Origin of the sequence: Streptomyces sp. NPDC006643, from assembly GCF_042870175.1 — a bacterium.
Taxonomy (GTDB): domain Bacteria; phylum Actinomycetota; class Actinomycetes; order Streptomycetales; family Streptomycetaceae; genus Streptomyces.
This window is the reverse complement of record NZ_JBIAHA010000001.1, coordinates 379,987-394,827: the sequence shown is the minus strand read 5'-3', so window position 1 is coordinate 394,827 and position 14,841 is coordinate 379,987. Positions and strand designations below refer to the sequence as shown.

The window sequence follows — 14,841 nt, the reverse complement described above, 5'->3', positions numbered from 1 at the left end:
CCGCGGGGGAGTTACCGCTCGTCCACCTGCACGCGCGGCGCCGAGTCGTGCCAGGTGCAGAAGACCGAGACCTCCCGGTCGTCCCGGGTGAACGTCACCCGGATCCAGAAGTCCTGCTTCCACACCTGCATCTGCCAGCCCGACTCGGGCGTCGCCGAGACCAACTCGGCCGAGTGGCTGCCGAGATCGAAGACGACCCGCCCGCCGTCCACCGGATAGCCGCGCACCTCGCCGTCCCCGGCGGGGGCCCCGCCCGCGTCCGCCGGGGGCTTCTTCCGCGCCGGCGGCTTCGCGGACGGGGTCGCCGACGGCTTGTCCGCCGCGGACCTGGACGGCTCCGGGGACGCGTCGGCGGACCGCGACGGTGCGGGCGGCGGGCTCGGCGGGCGGTGCGTCGACGAGGACTGCGGACGGGCGCGCTGCGTCGTCACGTTCTCCCCGGTGATCGGCAGCGCGCGCGGCCGGTCGTACACCGTGCCCACCACGACCGTGTGCACGCCCCACCAGGACAGCGTGACCGCCGCCCCGGTCGCCAGCGTCCACGCCATGGCATGTACGAGTCCTCTGCGCATCGGGGCCATACTGCACCACCCGCCCCGCGCGTGTCCCCGGATGGCGTACGGTGCCGCCCATGCCAAGTGTGCTCGTGGTCGAGGACGACCAGTTCGTACGCTCCGCCCTCATCAGGCACTTGACCGACGCGTCCCACACCGTACGCAGCGTCGGTACCGCCCTGGAGGCGCTGCGCGAGGTCGCCCATTTCCGGTTCGACGTGGTCATCCTCGACCTCGGACTGCCCGATCTCGACGGATCGGAGGCGCTGAAGATGCTGCGCGGGATCACCGACGTGCCCGTCATCATCGCCACGGCGCGCGACGACGAGGCGGAGATCGTACGGCTGTTGAACGACGGCGCGGACGACTACCTCACCAAACCGTTCTCGGTGGAGCATCTGTCGGCCCGGATGGCCGCCGTGCTCCGCCGCTCGCGCGCCACCGCCGACGACCCGCCCTCGCGCGTCATCCGGGTCGGCGGTCTCGCCATCGACCCGCTGCGCCGCCAGGCCGAACTCGACGGAGCCCGGCTGGATCTGACGCGGCGTGAGTTCGACCTGCTCGCGTTTCTCGCCGGGCGGCCGGGAGTTGTCGTCGGCCGCAAGGAGCTGCTGGCCGAGGTGTGGCAGCAGGCGTACGGCGACGACCAGACCATCGACGTGCATCTGTCGTGGCTGCGGCGGAAGTTGGGCGAGACCGCGGCCAGGCCCCGCTATCTGCACACCCTGCGCGGCGTCGGCGTGAAGCTGGAGCCGCCGGACTCCCGGGTGCCCGGGTCCGGCCCCGGCGCCCCCGAGCCCTTGTCATGAGATGGGCGCTGGTCAAGGTCTCGCTGGCGGTGACCGCGATGGTCGTGATCGCCTTCGCCGTACCGCTCGGCCTCGTCATCAAGGAGATGGCCAAGGACCGGGCGTTCTCCAACGCCGAACGCCAGGCGGCGAGCCTCGGCCCCGTGCTCTCCATCGCCCAGGGCCGCGAACAGCTGGAGTGGGCCGTCGAGTCCAGCCCCATCGCCGGCACGGGACAGCTGGCCGTCCATGTGCCGGCCTCCGGCGAGCCGGGCAGCGTCCCGATGGAGATCGGCACCCGCCGGGCCGCACAGCGGGACCTGCGCGCCACGGAGCGGCTGGGCCGGGCCTCCATCGCGGAGGTCAGCGGCGGGTCGTCGCTCCTCCAGCCGACCGCGATCTCCACCGGGAAGATCGCCATCATCGAGGTGTTCGTCCCCGAGGACGAGGTCTCCAACGGTGTCACCACCGCCTGGCTGGTCCTCGCGGGCGTCGGGATCGCGCTGATCGTGGGCTCGGTCGCCGTCGCCGACCGCCTCGGCGTACGGATGGTCCAGCCCGCCCAGCGGCTCGCGGGCGCCGCCCACGACCTCGGCGAGGGCCGGCTCGGCGCCCGGGTCCCGGAGGAGGGCCCCACCGAACTGCGCTCGGCGGCCGTCGCCTTCAACTCGATGGCCGACCAGGTCGTCCAACTCCTCGCCAACGAGCGGGAGCTGGCCGCCGACCTGTCCCACCGGCTGCGCACCCCGCTCACCGTGCTGCGTCTCAACGCCGCCTCATTGGGCGAGAGTCCGGCCGCCGACCAGACCCGGGCGGCCGTCGCGCAGCTCGAACGCGAGGTCGACACCATCATCCGTACGGCCCGCAAGGCCAAGCCGCAGACCCGCGCGACGGCGCCCGGCGTGGGCTGCGACGTCTCCGAGGTCATCCGCGAGCGCATGGCCTTCTGGTCGGCGCTGGCCGAGGACGAGGGCCGGAAGGTACGGCTGGCCGGCGTCGGCCGCCCGGTGGGCATCCCGGTCGCCAGGCCCGAACTGGCCGCCGCCCTCGACGCGTTGCTCGGCAACGTCTTCCGGCACACCCCGGAGGGCACCGCCTTCGCCGTCGACGTCCACCACGCCGAGGACGCCGTGATCGTCCTCGTCTCGGACGCGGGCCCCGGCATCGCGGACCCCGAGGCGGCCCTCGTACGCGGCAACAGCGGCGCCGGTGACGGCTCGACGGGGCTCGGGCTCGACATCGTGCGCCGGGTGGCCGAGTCGACCGGCGGCGACGTACGCATCGGACGCTCCGTGCTCGGCGGCACGGAGGTACGGATCTGGATCGGGCTCGACGGCCGGCGCGCCACCCGGCCCGCCGGAAGTCGCCGCGGAAACCGCCCGCGCCGCAGGCGGGCCGAGCATTAATCCGCTCCCAATGGTTCCTTAAGGGGACCTCAAGAACATCAACACCCGCCCGTTATCGGCGACTTGTCTGGAACGGGGCGGCTAGCGTACGAACGCCAGACCGTACCGACCGCAAGGCTGCCGTCCCCCACCGGTCGCCGCCCCGCCCGCGTCCCGGCCGGCCCACCGAACCCCCCACCCGGCCGGGACGCGCCCCGACTGCCAGGTCCGGGCGGGCCTACGCGAGCGGCGGGTCGGGCAGCACGCCCGTCTCCGTCAGCCGCGCGTACCAGCGGGCGCTGGACTTCGGCGTACGCGACTGCGTCCCGTAGTCCACGTGCACCGCGCCGAAGCGCTTCCCGTACCCGCGCTCCCACTCGAAGTTGTCCAGCAGCGACCAGAGGAAGTACCCCCGTACGTCCGCCCCGTCGGCCATCGCGCGGTGCGCCGCCGACAGATGCCCGTGCAGGAAGCGGATCCGGTCCGGGTCGTGCACGACGCCCGCCGCGTCGGGCGTGTCGTCGTAGGCCGCGCCGTTCTCGGTGATCACCAGTGGTACGTCGGGCGCCTCGCGGGTGAAGCGCATCAGCACGTCGTACAGCCCGGTCGGATCGACCGACCAGCCCATCTCCGTGATCTCGCCCGGCGGTTGATGGAACGTCACGGACTCGGCGCCCGGCCAGGGGGACTTCTCACCCGCGCCGTGCGCGTGCCCGTGGCTGTCGCGGCGGGCGGCGTCCGCGCCGGTGCCGGTCGCGGCCGACACCAGATGAGGGGTGTAGTAGTTGATGCCCAGCCAGTCCAGCGGCTGGTTGATCGTCGCCGTGTCGTCCGCCTGCACGAAGGACCAGTCCGTGATCCGCGCGGTGTCCTTGAACAGGTCCTCGGGGTAGGCGCCCGCCAGCATCGGCCCGGTGAAGATCCGGTTCGCCAGCGCGTCGATACGGCGCTGCGCGTCCAGATCGTCCGGCGACTGCGAACGGGCCCGTACCGCCGCCGCGTTGTGGCAGACGGTCACCTGCGCCCGTCTGGGCAGCACGGTCCGCAGCGCCTGCGTCGCCAGCCCGTGGCCGAGGTTGAGATGGTGCGCGGCCTTCAGCGCCAGCACCGGATCCGTCCGGCCCGGCGCGTGCACACCGGAGGCGTACCCCAGGAACGCGCTGCACCAGGGCTCGTTGAGGGTGACCCAGCGGTCGACACGGTCGCCGAGCGCGTCACCGAGGATCCGCGCGTACTCCGCGAACCGGAACGCCGTCTCACGCACCGGCCAGCCGCCCGCCGTCTCCAGATCGTGCGGCAGGTCCCAGTGGTAGAGGGTCAGCACGGGCCGGATACCGCGCTCCAGCAGGTCGTCGACGAGCTTGCGGTAGAAGTCCAGCCCGCGCTGCACGGCAGGGCCGCGCCCGATGGGCTGGACCCGCGACCAGGAGACCGAGAAGCGGTACGCGTTCACCCCGAGGTCCGCCATCAGGCGCACGTCCTCGGCCCGCCGGTGGATGTGGTCGGCGGCGGTGTCACCGGTGTCGCCGTTCTCGACCTTGCCCGGCGTGTGGCTGAAGGTGTCCCAGATCGACGGGGTACGGCCGATCTCCCGCGCGCCGCCCTCGATCTGGTAGGCGGCGGTGGCGGTGCCCCATATGAAGTCGGACGGAAAACTGAGGGACATGGGTGCGCTCCGGGTCGGGGAGTGGGCGGTCGGTCGTGGGTCGGCGGACCGGGAGAAACGGGCGGTCAGCCCTTGACCGCACCAGTCATGATGCCACCGACGATGTGTCTGCCGAAGATCACGAAGGCCAGCAGCAGCGGCAGCGTACCGAGCAGGGCACCGGCCATGATCACCGACTGGTCGGGAATGTAACCGCGGCCCAGCCCCGTCAGGGCCACCTGCACCGTGGGGTTGCCGCTCTGGGTGAGCGCGATGATCGGCCAGAAGAAATCGTTCCAGGCCAGCACGAAGGTCAGCATCCCCAGCACCGCCATCGCGGGCCGCGCCGCCGGGAAGACGACGTGCCACACCACGCGCCAACTGCTCGCGCCGTCCACCCGAGCCGCCTCCACCAGCTCCGTCGGCAGCGCCTGGAGCAGATACTGCCGCATGAAGAACACCCCGAACGCGCTGACCAGCGTGGGCAGGACGACGGACTGGAGCCGGTCGGTCCAGGACAGCTCGGCGATCAGCATGTACAGCGGTACGACGCCGAGCTGCGGCGGCACCATCATCGTGCCGATCACCAGCAGCAGAAGCAGATTCTTCAGCCGGAAGCGGAGCTTGGCGAAGGCGAAGCCCGCGAGCGTCGAGAAGAGGACCGTCCCGGCGGCCACCGTGCCCGCCACCAGGACCGTGTTGAACAGCGCCGTACCCATGTTGGCGTCGGTCCAGGCGATACGGAGATTGCGGACCAGATTCCCGCCGAACCAGAACGGCGGCGGAGTCTGCGCCAGGCGCGTGGTGTTACGTGACGCGGCGATCGCCGTCCATACGAGGGGGAACAGCGAGCCGGCGGCGAACACTGCCAGTACGGCGTAGGTGAGCCATCCGGCGCGGCGCCCCGGTGTCCCGCTCGGCATCACACACTCCTCCGCAGCCGGCGCGCGATCAGCCAGTTCACCGCGCCGATGATCAGCAGGATCAGGAACATCGCCCAGGCGATCGCCGAGGCCCGGCCGAGGTGCAGATTCACCCAGCCCTGCTCGTACAGATACAGCCCCAGCGTCTGGAACTGGTGGTCCGCGCCGCCCGTCGCCCCCGCGCCGCCGTTGAACAGCAGCGGCTCACCGAACAGCTGGGTCGCGCCGATCGTCGACACGACACAGGTGAAGAGGATCGTGGGCCGCAAACACGGCACCGTCACATGCAGGAACTGCTGCCGCGCCGATGCCCCGTCGAGGGCCGCCGACTCGTACAGCTCGTCCGGGATCGACTGCATCGCCGCCAGATAGATCAGCGCGTTGTAGCCCGTCCACCGCCACACGACGATGGTGGAGACGGCCAGTTGGGACGTCCAGGTGCCGTTCTGCCAGTCGACGGCGTCGAAACCGGCCAGCCCCAGCCCCCAGTTGATCATTCCGTGGTCCCGGCCGAAGAGCAGCACGAAGACCAGCGTGGCCGCGGCGACACTCGTCGCGTACGGCGTGAGGACGGCCACCCGGAAGAACATCGAGCCGCGCAGCCGCTGGTTGAGCAGATGCGCGACGCCCAGCGCGATCAGCAGCTGCGGGACGGTCGACAGCAGCCCGATGGTCACGGTGTTCGTCAGGGCGTTCCAGAAGAACTCGTCACCGAGCAGCCGGGAGAAGTTGCGCAGGCCCACCCACTCCATGTCGTCGGGCGCGGTGAGTTCGACCCGGTGCAGCGAGGCCCAGCCGGTGTAGAGGAGCGGGAAGAGCCCGAAGACGGCGAAGAAGAGGAAGAAGGGGGCGACGAAGGCGTACGGGCTCCACCGCAGGTCCCAGCGGTGCCACCGGCTCGCCCGCCGCCCCCGCCCGCGCCCCCGCTTGCCGTCGGCCGGCTCCGGGAACGGCGCCGCGCCCTCCCGCCACTCGGAGGGCGCCACCGTGGTGGTGTCGCCTGCCATGTCGCTCACTGGTCCAGCGCGTTGTCGATCGCCTTCACGGCGGCGTCCCAGCCCTGCTTCGACGACCGCCCCTTCTGATCGACCTGGAGCATGCCGACGTCCGCCAGGTTCTGGGCGATGATCAGATCCTTCGGGCCCACGATCTGGACCGGTACGCCTCGCGCCGCGCCCGCGAAGATCCGCCCCATGGGCGCGTTGCCGAAGTACGCGTGCCGGGCGCGGGAGACGGCCGGGAGGTCGTACGCCGCGCGGGCGCTCGGGAAGCTGCCGCGCCTCTCGAACAGCTTCGCCTGCTGCTCGGGCGCGGTCAGCCAGGCGACGAGCCTGGCAGCCTCGGCCCGGTGCCGCCCGGCCGTCGGCACCGTCAGGAACGAACCGCCCCAGTTGCTCGGCCGGGGCGCCGCCGCCACGTCCCACTTGCCCCTTCCCGCGGCGCCCGCCTTGTCCTGGATGTAGCCGAGCATCCAGGCGGGACAGGAGACGGTGGCGAACCGCGCGTTGGCGAAGCCCTGGTCCCACGCGGGCGTGAACTGCTGGAGCCGGCCGGTCAGCCCCGCACGGGCGAACTCGGCCGCGGTGTCCCAGGCCTGCCGTACGGCCGGGTTGGTCTTGTAGACGACCTTGCCCCTCGCGTCGTAGAACCGCGTCGCGTGCCCGCCGGTGATCGCCGCCATCACCCCCGCCGCCGAGTCGACGAAGACCGTCCCCCTGGGCGCCCGCGCCTGGTACCGCTTCCCCGCCGCCAGATACTTCCGCCAGTCGCCCGCCCACAGCTTCCCGACGGCCGTACGGTCCGTGGGCAGCCCGGCCTTGGCGAAGAGGTCCCGGCGGTAGCAGATGCCCTGCGGCCCGATGTCCGTGCCGAGGCCGACGGTCCTCCCGTCGGCGGTGGTGGCCTGCGACCACTTCCAGGGCAGGAAGCTGTCCTTCCGCACGCCTTCGGTGCGGCCCAGATCCACCAGCTTGTCCGCCTGGGTGGCGGTGATCTCGGCGATGTTGTTGACCTCGACGGCCTGGATGTCGGCGAGCCCGCTGCCGCTGCCGAGATGGGTGAGGAGCTGCGGGTAGTAGTTCTCGTTCCGCTCGATGGACGTCTGCTTGATCACGACGTCCTTGTTGAGCTTCATGTACTCGTCGTACAACCCGGCCTCCTTGAGACCGAACGCCCCGAAGACCCCCACGGTGAGCGTGGTCCCGCCGGCACGGCCGACACCCTCGCGGTTCACACCGCCCGCGGTCGCGACGCCAGCCGCGGGCTCGGCGGGGTCCTCGGCACATCCGGCGACCGCCCCGACCCCGAGCACGACGACGACCGCGAGGCCCACCAGCCGACGGGACGCACGGGAATGTGTGCGCATGACGTCCTTCCTGGGACAGGTCTTGGAGAGGCAGGCACGGGAGGCATGGGAGCGCTCCCATGGAACGGGTCGAGCGTCCCCGCTCACATGGGAGGTGTCAAGGGACCGGGCGGCGACACGACGAAGGGCCGGTCCGCTCGCGCGAACCGGCCCTTCATTCGTCAGGGTGAGTAACGGGACTTGAACCCGCGACATCCTGGACCACAACCAGGTGCTCTACCAGCTGAGCTATACCCACCATGCCCGGTCAATCCGTGCCCGACCGGCCGAGAAAAAGTGTACAGGGTCCGCGAGGGTGCTCGCGCCCGAGTTATCGGGGGCGCCGGGGGACCCGTACGCCCGTCACAGGACGTGCTTCGCCGCGATCGCCTTCGCGGTGTCCGAGTCCGGGCCGGGCTGGGGCACGAAGACCGCCTCGCGGTAGTAGCGCAGCTCCGCGATGGACTCGCGGATGTCGGCCAGCGCCCGGTGGTTGCCGCTCTTCTCCGGGCTGTTGAAGTAGGCGCGCGGATACCAGCGGCGGGCCAGCTCCTTGACCGACGAGACGTCCACGATCCGGTAGTGGAGGTAGCCCTCCAGCTCCGGCATGTCCCGCAGCAGGAAGCCGCGGTCGGTGCCGACCGTGTTTCCGCACAGCGGCGCCTTCCCCGGCTCCTTGACGTGCTCGCGTACGTACGCCAGCACCCGCTCCTCGGCCTCGGCCAGGGTGGTGCCGGCGGCCAGCTCGTCGAGCAGGCCCGAGGCGGTGTGCATCTGCCGCACCACCTCGGGCATGGTCTCCAGCGCCGCGTCCGGGGGACGCACGACGATGTCGACCCCTTCGCCGAGCACGTTCAGCTCCGAGTCGGTGACCAGCGCGGCCACCTCGATGAGTGCGTCCTCCGTCAGCGAGAGCCCGGTCATCTCGCAGTCGATCCACACCATTCGATCGTTCATGCGCCTTACCCTACGGTGCGCTCCGCTGGCCGGGCAGGCTCGGGCGGCCCTGACCCGAGGCGAAGGCCTCGGAGTAGGACTTGACCGGCTCCGGCACCGCCGACGAGGCCGTCGCGGAGCCGGACGGGGCGGCTGCCGCCGCTGTCCGCCGGACCTGCGGGGAGGCCTGCGCCGGTACGACCTGCTCCACCGGAGCCGAGGCGAGCTGGTCCCCGTGCGGACGGCGGGCCCGGTAGGCGGCCCGGTACGCGGCGGGGGACGAGCCCAGCTGGCGCCGGAAGTGCCCGCGCAATGCCACCGGCGAGCGGAAGCCGCAGCGGCCGGCGACCTCGTCGACCGAGTAGTCGGAGGTCTCCAGCAGCCGCTGTGCCTGAAGCACGCGCTGCGTGATCAGCCACTGGAGCGGCGCGCTGCCGGTGAGCGAACGGAAGCGGCGGTCGAACGTCCTGCGGCTCATATAGGCGCGGGCCGCCAGAGTCTCCACGTCGAACTGCTCGTGCAGATGCTCCAGCGCCCAGGCCACGACCTCGGCGAGCGGGTCGGAGCCGATTTCCTCTGGTAAAGACCTGTCCAGATAGCGCTCCTGACCGCCACTGCGCCGCGGCGGGACGACGAGCCTGCGCGCCAGTGCCCCGGCGGCCTCGGTCCCGTGATCCGTACGCACTATGTGCAGGCACAGATCGATTCCGGCCGCGGTCCCGGCGGAGGTGAGCACATCGCCGTCGTCGACGAACAGTTCACGCGGATCCACATGGACGGACGGATACCGCTTGGCCAGCGTCGGCGCGTACATCCAGTGCGTGGTCGCCGGGCGGCCGTCCAGCAGACCGGCCGCGGCGAGCACGAACGCGCCGGTGCACAGTCCGACGATCCGGGCGCCTTCCTCGTGCGCCCGGCGCAGCGCGTCGAGCGCCTCCGGTGGCGGCGGCGAGGTGATCGACCGCCAGGCGGGGACCACCACCGTGCCCGCTCTGCCGATCGCCTCCAGGCCGTAGGGCGTGGTGAGTTCGAGCCCGCCGGTGGTGCGGAGCGGGCCTTCCTCCCCACCGCACACGAGCAGCCGGTAGCGCGGAACCCCGGCGTCCTGGCGGTCGATGCCGAACACCGAGAGCGGAATGGAGCTCTCGAAGATGGGCCCACCACTGAACAGCAGCACGGCGACGACTTCCCGGCGGCGACGGCCGGAAAGCTTCCGTGCTGACTCCGGTGCGGCAATGGAGTCCTGGCTCATGGCGCTAAGCCCCCCTCGGTGTTCGCGTCTCCCCGTTCGTGTCGGGTCTTTCGCTCCTGCACGATTCCCCTCGGTTTTGCACGGGACCCCAGTCTTCGCTACTCATGATCGAATCTACTGTGTCCCGTGGTGCCGGCGTGACAAGTTCTCCATCCGGCGCTATGTCGACAAGGCAACCTGGCGCGAAGCATTCGATCACGAAGCGTTCCACCCGCACGGCCCACAGGGAAGTACGCCTCACGCGCATGGCCCGTCCCCGTAGGCTCTTCGCGGCCGGAAAGGGCCTCTCTGCCCTGGTGACAAGGGGGTTGGCAGGCCATTTCGCCAAGGATGGGTCGCAGGGGTGAAGTTGGCTGAAAACTTACGGGTGTGCGGACCGCGAAGCCTCAGTCTCCCGGCGCGCTTCAGTCCCGAGTTCGCACGCCTCGATGCGCCCCCTGGGGCCTGGTGTTACCCGCCGTACGTTGGGCACGCAGCGACTGCTCCGAGCGACGCAGCAGAAGCCGGCAGACGGCCGTCACGGCGAGAAGTCCGAGTGCGGGCACCGCGGCTCCGCCGACGGAAGTGCCGAAAACGACAAGCACCACCGGGACGAGCACACAGCTGAACGCGGCCCACCGGACCACGTCGCTCGCGGACTCGGCCGACGCCGCCGACGCGGACTCCGGCCCCGAGGGGGAGGCGTGGTGGTGCGGTCGTACGGACACGTGAGCTCCCTGGTGACGGGGGTGGCTGTGGTGACTGGAGTGACTGTGTCGACTACGGGGGACCCATGATCAACGAGACGTCCGGCCGTCCGGTCACTCAGCACCCCCCGGGTGGCCCGCCCCACGCGCCCCCGTTCCCGTCCCCGTCCGTGCCGCCGTCATGTCCCGGTGTACGTGCCATCCGGCGTTGCGATCCCCGACAGGCTCGGGCATGCTCCCCAAGGACGCCGCGTCCGTGGCGGCTGTCCCTGGGCAGAAAAGAGGAGTGTCGCCGTACCCTTGCGGGTAAGGGGTTGGGAAGATGATTCCCAGACACAGCTCCGTTGCCCCGTCAATTGTTGCTCCTTCACACAAGGACCTTCCTCGCCGAGACATCGATGGCCGGTCACGAAATCCCCGAACCCGCTGACCGCGAGCAGTTGACCGACCCCGCGTCGGACCTGCAAGCGGCCGAAGAGACGCGCCACTCCTGTGATCCCGCATTCAGGCACGGAGTGGTCGTCGGCTTCGACGGCTCGACATCGAGCGAGCGCGCCCTCGCGTACGCCATCGGCATGGCCCGCAGGCTCGGGTCGGCCCTGATCATCGTGCATGTGGCCAACCGGCTGCCCACCACCGTCTGGGCGGGCTGCGAACCCCCGGTCTTCGTCGATGTGCCGGACCACCGCACCGAGGTGCTCGGTCTCGAACTCGCCTGCGCCGACTACCTGGCGGAGGTGCCGTGGATCCTCGTCGAGCGCGGCGGCGACATCTGCCACGAACTCGAAGAGGTCGGCCAGGAGTACTCGGCGGACGCGATCGTCGTCGGCTCCACGCACGGCATCGTCGGACGGATCTTCGGCACGGTGGCGGGGCGCCTGGCACGACGGGCCCAACGGCCCGTCGTCGTCATTCCGTAGGCCCCGCCACATCCCGTAGGCCCGCCACCGCGCCGGTCGGCGCCTACTCCACCGTCACGGACTTCGCGAGGTTGCGCGGCTTGTCGATGTCCCGGCCCAGCGCCAACGCCGTGTGATAGGCGAGCAGTTGGAGCGGAATCCCCAGCAGGATCGGGTCCAGCTCCGTCTCGTTCTTCGGCACCACGATCGTCTGGTCCGCCTTCGGCTGCTCCTGGTGCGCGACCGCCAGGATCCGGCCGCTGCGCGCCTTGATCTCCTCCAGCGCCGCGCGGTTCTTCTCCAGCAGATCGTCGTCCGGCACGATCGCCACCGTCGGCAGCGCAGGCTCGATGAGCGCGAGAGGACCGTGCTTCAACTCCGAGGCCGGATACGCCTCGGCGTGGATGTACGAGATCTCCTTGAGCTTCAACGAGGCCTCAAGTGCCACCGGATAGCCGCGTACCCGGCCGATGAACATCATCGACTTCGCGTCCGCGTACTCCTCCGCGACCTTCTTGATCTCCGCCTCCGTCCGAAGGATCTCCGCGATCTGCTCGGGCAGCCTGCGCAGCCCCGCGATGATCCGCCGGCCGTCGGCGACCGACAGATCGCGGATCCGGCCGAGGTGCAGCGCGAGCAGCGCGAAGGACACCACCGTGTTGGTGAAGCACTTGGTGGAGACGACGCAGACCTCGGGGCCCGCGTGCACGTACACACCGCCGTCGGTCTCGCGGGCGATCGCCGAGCCGACGACATTGACCACGCCGAGCACCCGGGCGCCCTTGCGCTTCAGCTCCTGCACGGCGGCCAGGACGTCGTACGTCTCGCCCGACTGCGACACGGCGATGTAGAGCGTGTCGGGGTCCACCACCGGGTTGCGGTAACGGAATTCGGACGCGGGCTCCGCGTCCGCCGGGATCCGCGCCAGCGACTCGATCAGCCCGGCGCCGATGAGACCCGCGTGGTACGAGGTGCCGCAGCCGAGGATCTTGATGCGCCGCACCCCGCGCGCCTCGCGCGCGTCCAGGTTCAGACCGCCCAGGTGCACGGTCGAGAACCGGTCGTCGATCCGGCCGCGCAGCACCCGGTCCACGGCCTCGGCCTGCTCGGAGATCTCCTTGTGCATGTACGTGTCGTGGCCGCCCATGTCGTACGACTCGGCCTCCCACTCCACGGTGGTCGGCGTCGCCGAGGTGCGCGAGCCCTCGGTGGTGTACGTACGGAAGTCGTCGGCCTTGATGGTGGCCATCTCGCCGTCGTCGAGCGTGACGACCTGGCGGGTGTGGGAGACGAGCGCGGCGACGTCGGAGGCGACGAACATCTCCTTCTCGCCGATGCCGAGGACGACGGGCGAGCCGTTGCGGGCGACGACGATACGGTCCGCGAAGTCGGCGTGCAGGACCGCGATGCCGTACGTGCCCTCGACCAGCTTCAGCGACTGGCGGACCTTCTCCTCCAGCGTCTCGGCCGACGAGCGCGCGATGAGATGGGTCAGGACCTCGGTGTCGGTCTCGGAGAGGAACACGACACCGTCGGCCTCCAGCTTCGCGCGCAGCTCGGTGGCGTTGTCGATGATGCCGTTGTGGACGAGGGCGACCTTGTTCTCGGGGTCGAGGTGCGGGTGCGCGTTCTCGTCGCTCGGGGCGCCGTGGGTGGCCCAGCGGGTGTGCGCGATGCCGGTGGTGCCGGCGAAGCGCTTGGGGACACGGGACTCCAGCTCGCGCACGCGGCCCTTGGCCTTGACCATCTTCAGACTCGCGGTCTTGCCCGCGGTCGCCTTGCCGGTGATGACCAGCCCCGCCGAGTCGTAACCCCGGTACTCCAGCCGCTGCAAGCCCTCAAGCAGCAGTGGAGCGACGTCGCGCCGTCCGATGTAACCGACGATCCCGCACATATCAGTCTCCGCCCCTCCGTCGATCCGCGTTCAGTGGTGTGCTCAGCCGTAGACGATGCGCCGGAGCTGTCTGAGGGACAGCTCCGGCGGTGCCACCGCGCGGTGCGGCAGCTCGGCCGCGATCCGCTCGAAGATCCGCGGGTTCGTGGCGCCGTCGGCCTGTAGCTCGCGGTGCCTGCGCCGGACGAATTCCTCGGTGGTCTCGTCGAAGTACGCCAGAACGTCCAGGATCACCCGGGCCGCCTCGCCGCGCGGGAGCGCGGTGCTGCGGACCAGATGGTCGACGAGGTCGTCGTGGGACGAGGGTGAACGGCGTTCGAGCACCCGTAGATACTGCGGGCGCAGGAGGCTCTTTGCAAGAATCCTGCCCGATTCCGGGCAGAAGTGTCCATGATCTCGGTCATGATCTCGGTCATGATCTCGGCCGTGATCTCGGTCGTGATCTCGGCGGGATCCGATCCGGGACGTCGGTCGGGATCCGATCCGGGACGTCGGCCGGGATCCGATCCGGGACGTCGGCCGGGGTGGTACCGGGACGTCGGCAGGGGTGCCGCTCAGAGGCGCTTCAGTACGGCCTGCTTCGCGGTGGTGAACTCCTCCGCCGTCAGGATCCCGGCCTGGTGCAGCTCGCCCAGCTCCCGCAGCCTGCGCAGCAGCGCGTCATGATCGTCGCCGGCCGCGGGCGCGGGGTCCGACGCGGCGGCTGCGTCGGCGGGCTCGGGCGCCTTGGCCAGGGGGACGGCCGCGGTGGGCGGCGCGGCGTTCGGGTGCGGCAGCCGGGCGACCACTGCCGCCGCGACCAGCGCCATCAGCGGGTCCTTCTTGAAGCCGTACAGCTCCACGGCGTGCGGGTCGTGCTTCGGCGCCGGGACATTGCCCCTGCCGACCCGGAAGCGCAGGAAGCCGTTCTCCAGCCCCGCGCTCGGCCGCCACTCCACGCTCTCCACGTCGGCGAGCGTGAGCGTGGTGGTGCCCTGCGAGGACTTGTGCTCGTCGGTCTTCCAGTTCCACTCCAGCGTGATCCGCTCGCCGTCGAAGGTGGCCGTCCCGTCGCCGGCGCCCATCGTGACCGGCAGCGAGGGGCCGGGCAGCAGATAGCGGTCGGTGGGACCGGCGTCGACCTCGTCGAGCAGCAGGGAGTTGCGCACCTCGTCGACGAAGTACTCGGCGACGCCCGTGCGGTCGTTCTCCACCGACAGCTGATACGGGTCGGAGGCGTCGTTCAGCCTGCCCCCGGCGACGCGCGTCAGCGGGTCGGCGCCGTCGCGCAGCCGCAGCCTGAGCCGCCCCGACTTACGGCCCGGCTCGAAGGTGATACCCGCCAACGCCCGGAGCGGCACGGCGACTTCGCCGAGGGACTTGCGGAGCAGACCCACCCGCTTGTCACTGCCGGGCACTATGCGCACCGTGTCGCCGTCGAAGGTCCAGGTGCCGTCCGTCTGGATGATTTCCGCCATGGGGCGATTGTTCCATCGGGGCGCCCGAGACGGTGTCGAAGAAGTGGTCTACACCTTGACCGCGGCCGGTGCCCGGGG

General features: G+C 70.7%; 14 protein-coding genes and 1 tRNA gene. 4 read left to right on the top strand and 11 right to left on the bottom strand.

What is annotated here, in order from left to right; all coding sequences use genetic code 11:
- Positions 1-11: 11 nt before the first annotated feature.
- Complete coding sequence (locus ACFYNU_RS01585; protein WP_356590287.1) at positions 12-581, bottom strand: hypothetical protein; 570 nt, start codon at positions 579-581, stop codon at positions 12-14.
- 50 nt (positions 582-631) lie between these two features.
- Between ACFYNU_RS01585 and ACFYNU_RS01580 the strand changes: the two genes are divergently transcribed.
- Positions 632-1,363, top strand: a complete 732-nt coding sequence (locus ACFYNU_RS01580) for a response regulator transcription factor (protein ID WP_356590289.1) — start codon at positions 632-634, stop codon at positions 1,361-1,363.
- Positions 1,360-2,748: a HAMP domain-containing sensor histidine kinase gene (locus ACFYNU_RS01575; protein ID WP_356590291.1), complete on the top strand. Its 1,389-nt coding sequence runs from the start codon at positions 1,360-1,362 to the stop codon at positions 2,746-2,748. Before ACFYNU_RS01580 ends, ACFYNU_RS01575 begins: the two co-directional genes overlap by 4 nt.
- 217 nt (positions 2,749-2,965) lie before the next feature.
- Here ACFYNU_RS01575 and ACFYNU_RS01570 read toward each other — a convergent pair whose 3' ends face one another.
- From ACFYNU_RS01570 to ACFYNU_RS01540, 7 genes are all read right to left on the bottom strand, one after another.
- Entirely contained in the window at positions 2,966-4,393 is a 1,428-nt protein-coding gene (locus tag ACFYNU_RS01570; protein ID WP_356590293.1) for a family 1 glycosylhydrolase, read from the bottom strand.
- Positions 4,394-4,458: 65 nt separating this feature from the next.
- Positions 4,459-5,295 (bottom strand): carbohydrate ABC transporter permease, encoded by an 837-nt coding sequence (locus ACFYNU_RS01565; RefSeq protein WP_356590295.1) that lies wholly within the window; start codon positions 5,293-5,295, stop codon positions 4,459-4,461.
- The gene (locus ACFYNU_RS01560) at positions 5,295-6,302 is read right to left on the bottom strand and encodes a sugar ABC transporter permease (protein WP_356590297.1); all 1,008 of its coding nucleotides are present in this window, start codon (positions 6,300-6,302) and stop codon (positions 5,295-5,297) included. The genes ACFYNU_RS01565 and ACFYNU_RS01560 overlap by 1 nt, the downstream gene beginning before the upstream one ends.
- Positions 6,303-6,307: 5 nt before the next feature.
- The gene (locus tag ACFYNU_RS01555; RefSeq protein ID WP_356590299.1) at positions 6,308-7,660 is read right to left on the bottom strand and encodes an ABC transporter substrate-binding protein; all 1,353 of its coding nucleotides are present in this window, start codon (positions 7,658-7,660) and stop codon (positions 6,308-6,310) included.
- A gap of 165 nt (positions 7,661-7,825) precedes the next feature.
- Positions 7,826-7,898 (bottom strand) — tRNA-His (locus tag ACFYNU_RS01550).
- 104 nt (positions 7,899-8,002) lie between these two features.
- Positions 8,003-8,596 carry an oligoribonuclease gene (orn, locus tag ACFYNU_RS01545; RefSeq protein WP_356590301.1) on the bottom strand — a complete coding sequence of 198 codons (594 nt, stop codon included), beginning with the start codon at positions 8,594-8,596 and terminating at the stop codon, positions 8,003-8,005.
- A 10-nt stretch (positions 8,597-8,606) separates the two neighbouring features.
- Entirely contained in the window at positions 8,607-9,827 is a 1,221-nt protein-coding gene (locus ACFYNU_RS01540; protein WP_356590303.1) for a helix-turn-helix domain-containing protein, read from the bottom strand.
- A 564-nt stretch (positions 9,828-10,391) separates the two neighbouring features.
- Between ACFYNU_RS01540 and ACFYNU_RS01535 the strand changes: the two genes are divergently transcribed.
- Together ACFYNU_RS01535 and ACFYNU_RS01530 are read left to right on the top strand one after the other, a co-directional pair.
- Positions 10,392-10,538: a hypothetical protein gene (locus ACFYNU_RS01535; protein WP_356590304.1), complete on the top strand. Its 147-nt coding sequence runs from the start codon at positions 10,392-10,394 to the stop codon at positions 10,536-10,538.
- 373 nt (positions 10,539-10,911) lie between these two features.
- Positions 10,912-11,433 (top strand): universal stress protein, encoded by a 522-nt coding sequence (locus ACFYNU_RS01530; RefSeq protein ID WP_356590306.1) that lies wholly within the window; start codon positions 10,912-10,914, stop codon positions 11,431-11,433.
- A gap of 43 nt (positions 11,434-11,476) precedes the next feature.
- Here ACFYNU_RS01530 and glmS read toward each other — a convergent pair whose 3' ends face one another.
- The 3 genes from glmS to ACFYNU_RS01515 all read right to left on the bottom strand — a co-directional run bounded on the left by glmS (position 11,477) and on the right by ACFYNU_RS01515 (position 14,763).
- On the bottom strand, positions 11,477-13,306 hold the full coding sequence (gene glmS, locus ACFYNU_RS01525; RefSeq protein WP_356590308.1) for a glutamine--fructose-6-phosphate transaminase (isomerizing): 1,830 nt from the start codon (positions 13,304-13,306) through the stop codon (positions 11,477-11,479).
- 42 nt (positions 13,307-13,348) lie between these two features.
- Positions 13,349-13,630 carry a hypothetical protein gene (locus ACFYNU_RS01520; RefSeq protein WP_356590310.1) on the bottom strand — a complete coding sequence of 94 codons (282 nt, stop codon included), beginning with the start codon at positions 13,628-13,630 and terminating at the stop codon, positions 13,349-13,351.
- Between the two features lie 230 nt (positions 13,631-13,860).
- Positions 13,861-14,763: a DUF4429 domain-containing protein gene (locus tag ACFYNU_RS01515; protein WP_356590312.1), complete on the bottom strand. Its 903-nt coding sequence runs from the start codon at positions 14,761-14,763 to the stop codon at positions 13,861-13,863.
- Positions 14,764-14,841 lie beyond the last annotated feature (78 nt).

What these genes read in the sequence shown, in the direction of transcription:
- ACFYNU_RS01585 (WP_356590287.1), bottom strand. Translation starts at nt 581, where the DNA reads ATGGCCCCGATGCGCAGAGGACTCGTACATGCCATGGCGTGGACGCTG.
- ACFYNU_RS01580 (WP_356590289.1), top strand. Translation starts at nt 632, where the DNA reads ATGCCAAGTGTGCTCGTGGTCGAGGACGACCAGTTCGTACGCTCCGCC.
- ACFYNU_RS01575 (WP_356590291.1), top strand. Translation starts at nt 1,360, where the DNA reads ATGAGATGGGCGCTGGTCAAGGTCTCGCTGGCGGTGACCGCGATGGTC.
- ACFYNU_RS01570 (WP_356590293.1), bottom strand. Translation starts at nt 4,393, where the DNA reads ATGTCCCTCAGTTTTCCGTCCGACTTCATATGGGGCACCGCCACCGCC.
- ACFYNU_RS01565 (WP_356590295.1), bottom strand. Translation starts at nt 5,295, where the DNA reads ATGCCGAGCGGGACACCGGGGCGCCGCGCCGGATGGCTCACCTACGCC.
- ACFYNU_RS01560 (WP_356590297.1), bottom strand. Translation starts at nt 6,302, where the DNA reads ATGGCAGGCGACACCACCACGGTGGCGCCCTCCGAGTGGCGGGAGGGC.
- ACFYNU_RS01555 (WP_356590299.1), bottom strand. Translation starts at nt 7,660, where the DNA reads ATGCGCACACATTCCCGTGCGTCCCGTCGGCTGGTGGGCCTCGCGGTC.
- orn (WP_356590301.1), bottom strand. Translation starts at nt 8,596, where the DNA reads ATGAACGATCGAATGGTGTGGATCGACTGCGAGATGACCGGGCTCTCG.
- ACFYNU_RS01540 (WP_356590303.1), bottom strand. Translation starts at nt 9,827, where the DNA reads ATGAGCCAGGACTCCATTGCCGCACCGGAGTCAGCACGGAAGCTTTCC.
- ACFYNU_RS01530 (WP_356590306.1), top strand. Translation starts at nt 10,912, where the DNA reads ATGGCCGGTCACGAAATCCCCGAACCCGCTGACCGCGAGCAGTTGACC.
- glmS (WP_356590308.1), bottom strand. Translation starts at nt 13,306, where the DNA reads ATGTGCGGGATCGTCGGTTACATCGGACGGCGCGACGTCGCTCCACTG.
- ACFYNU_RS01515 (WP_356590312.1), bottom strand. Translation starts at nt 14,763, where the DNA reads ATGGCGGAAATCATCCAGACGGACGGCACCTGGACCTTCGACGGCGAC.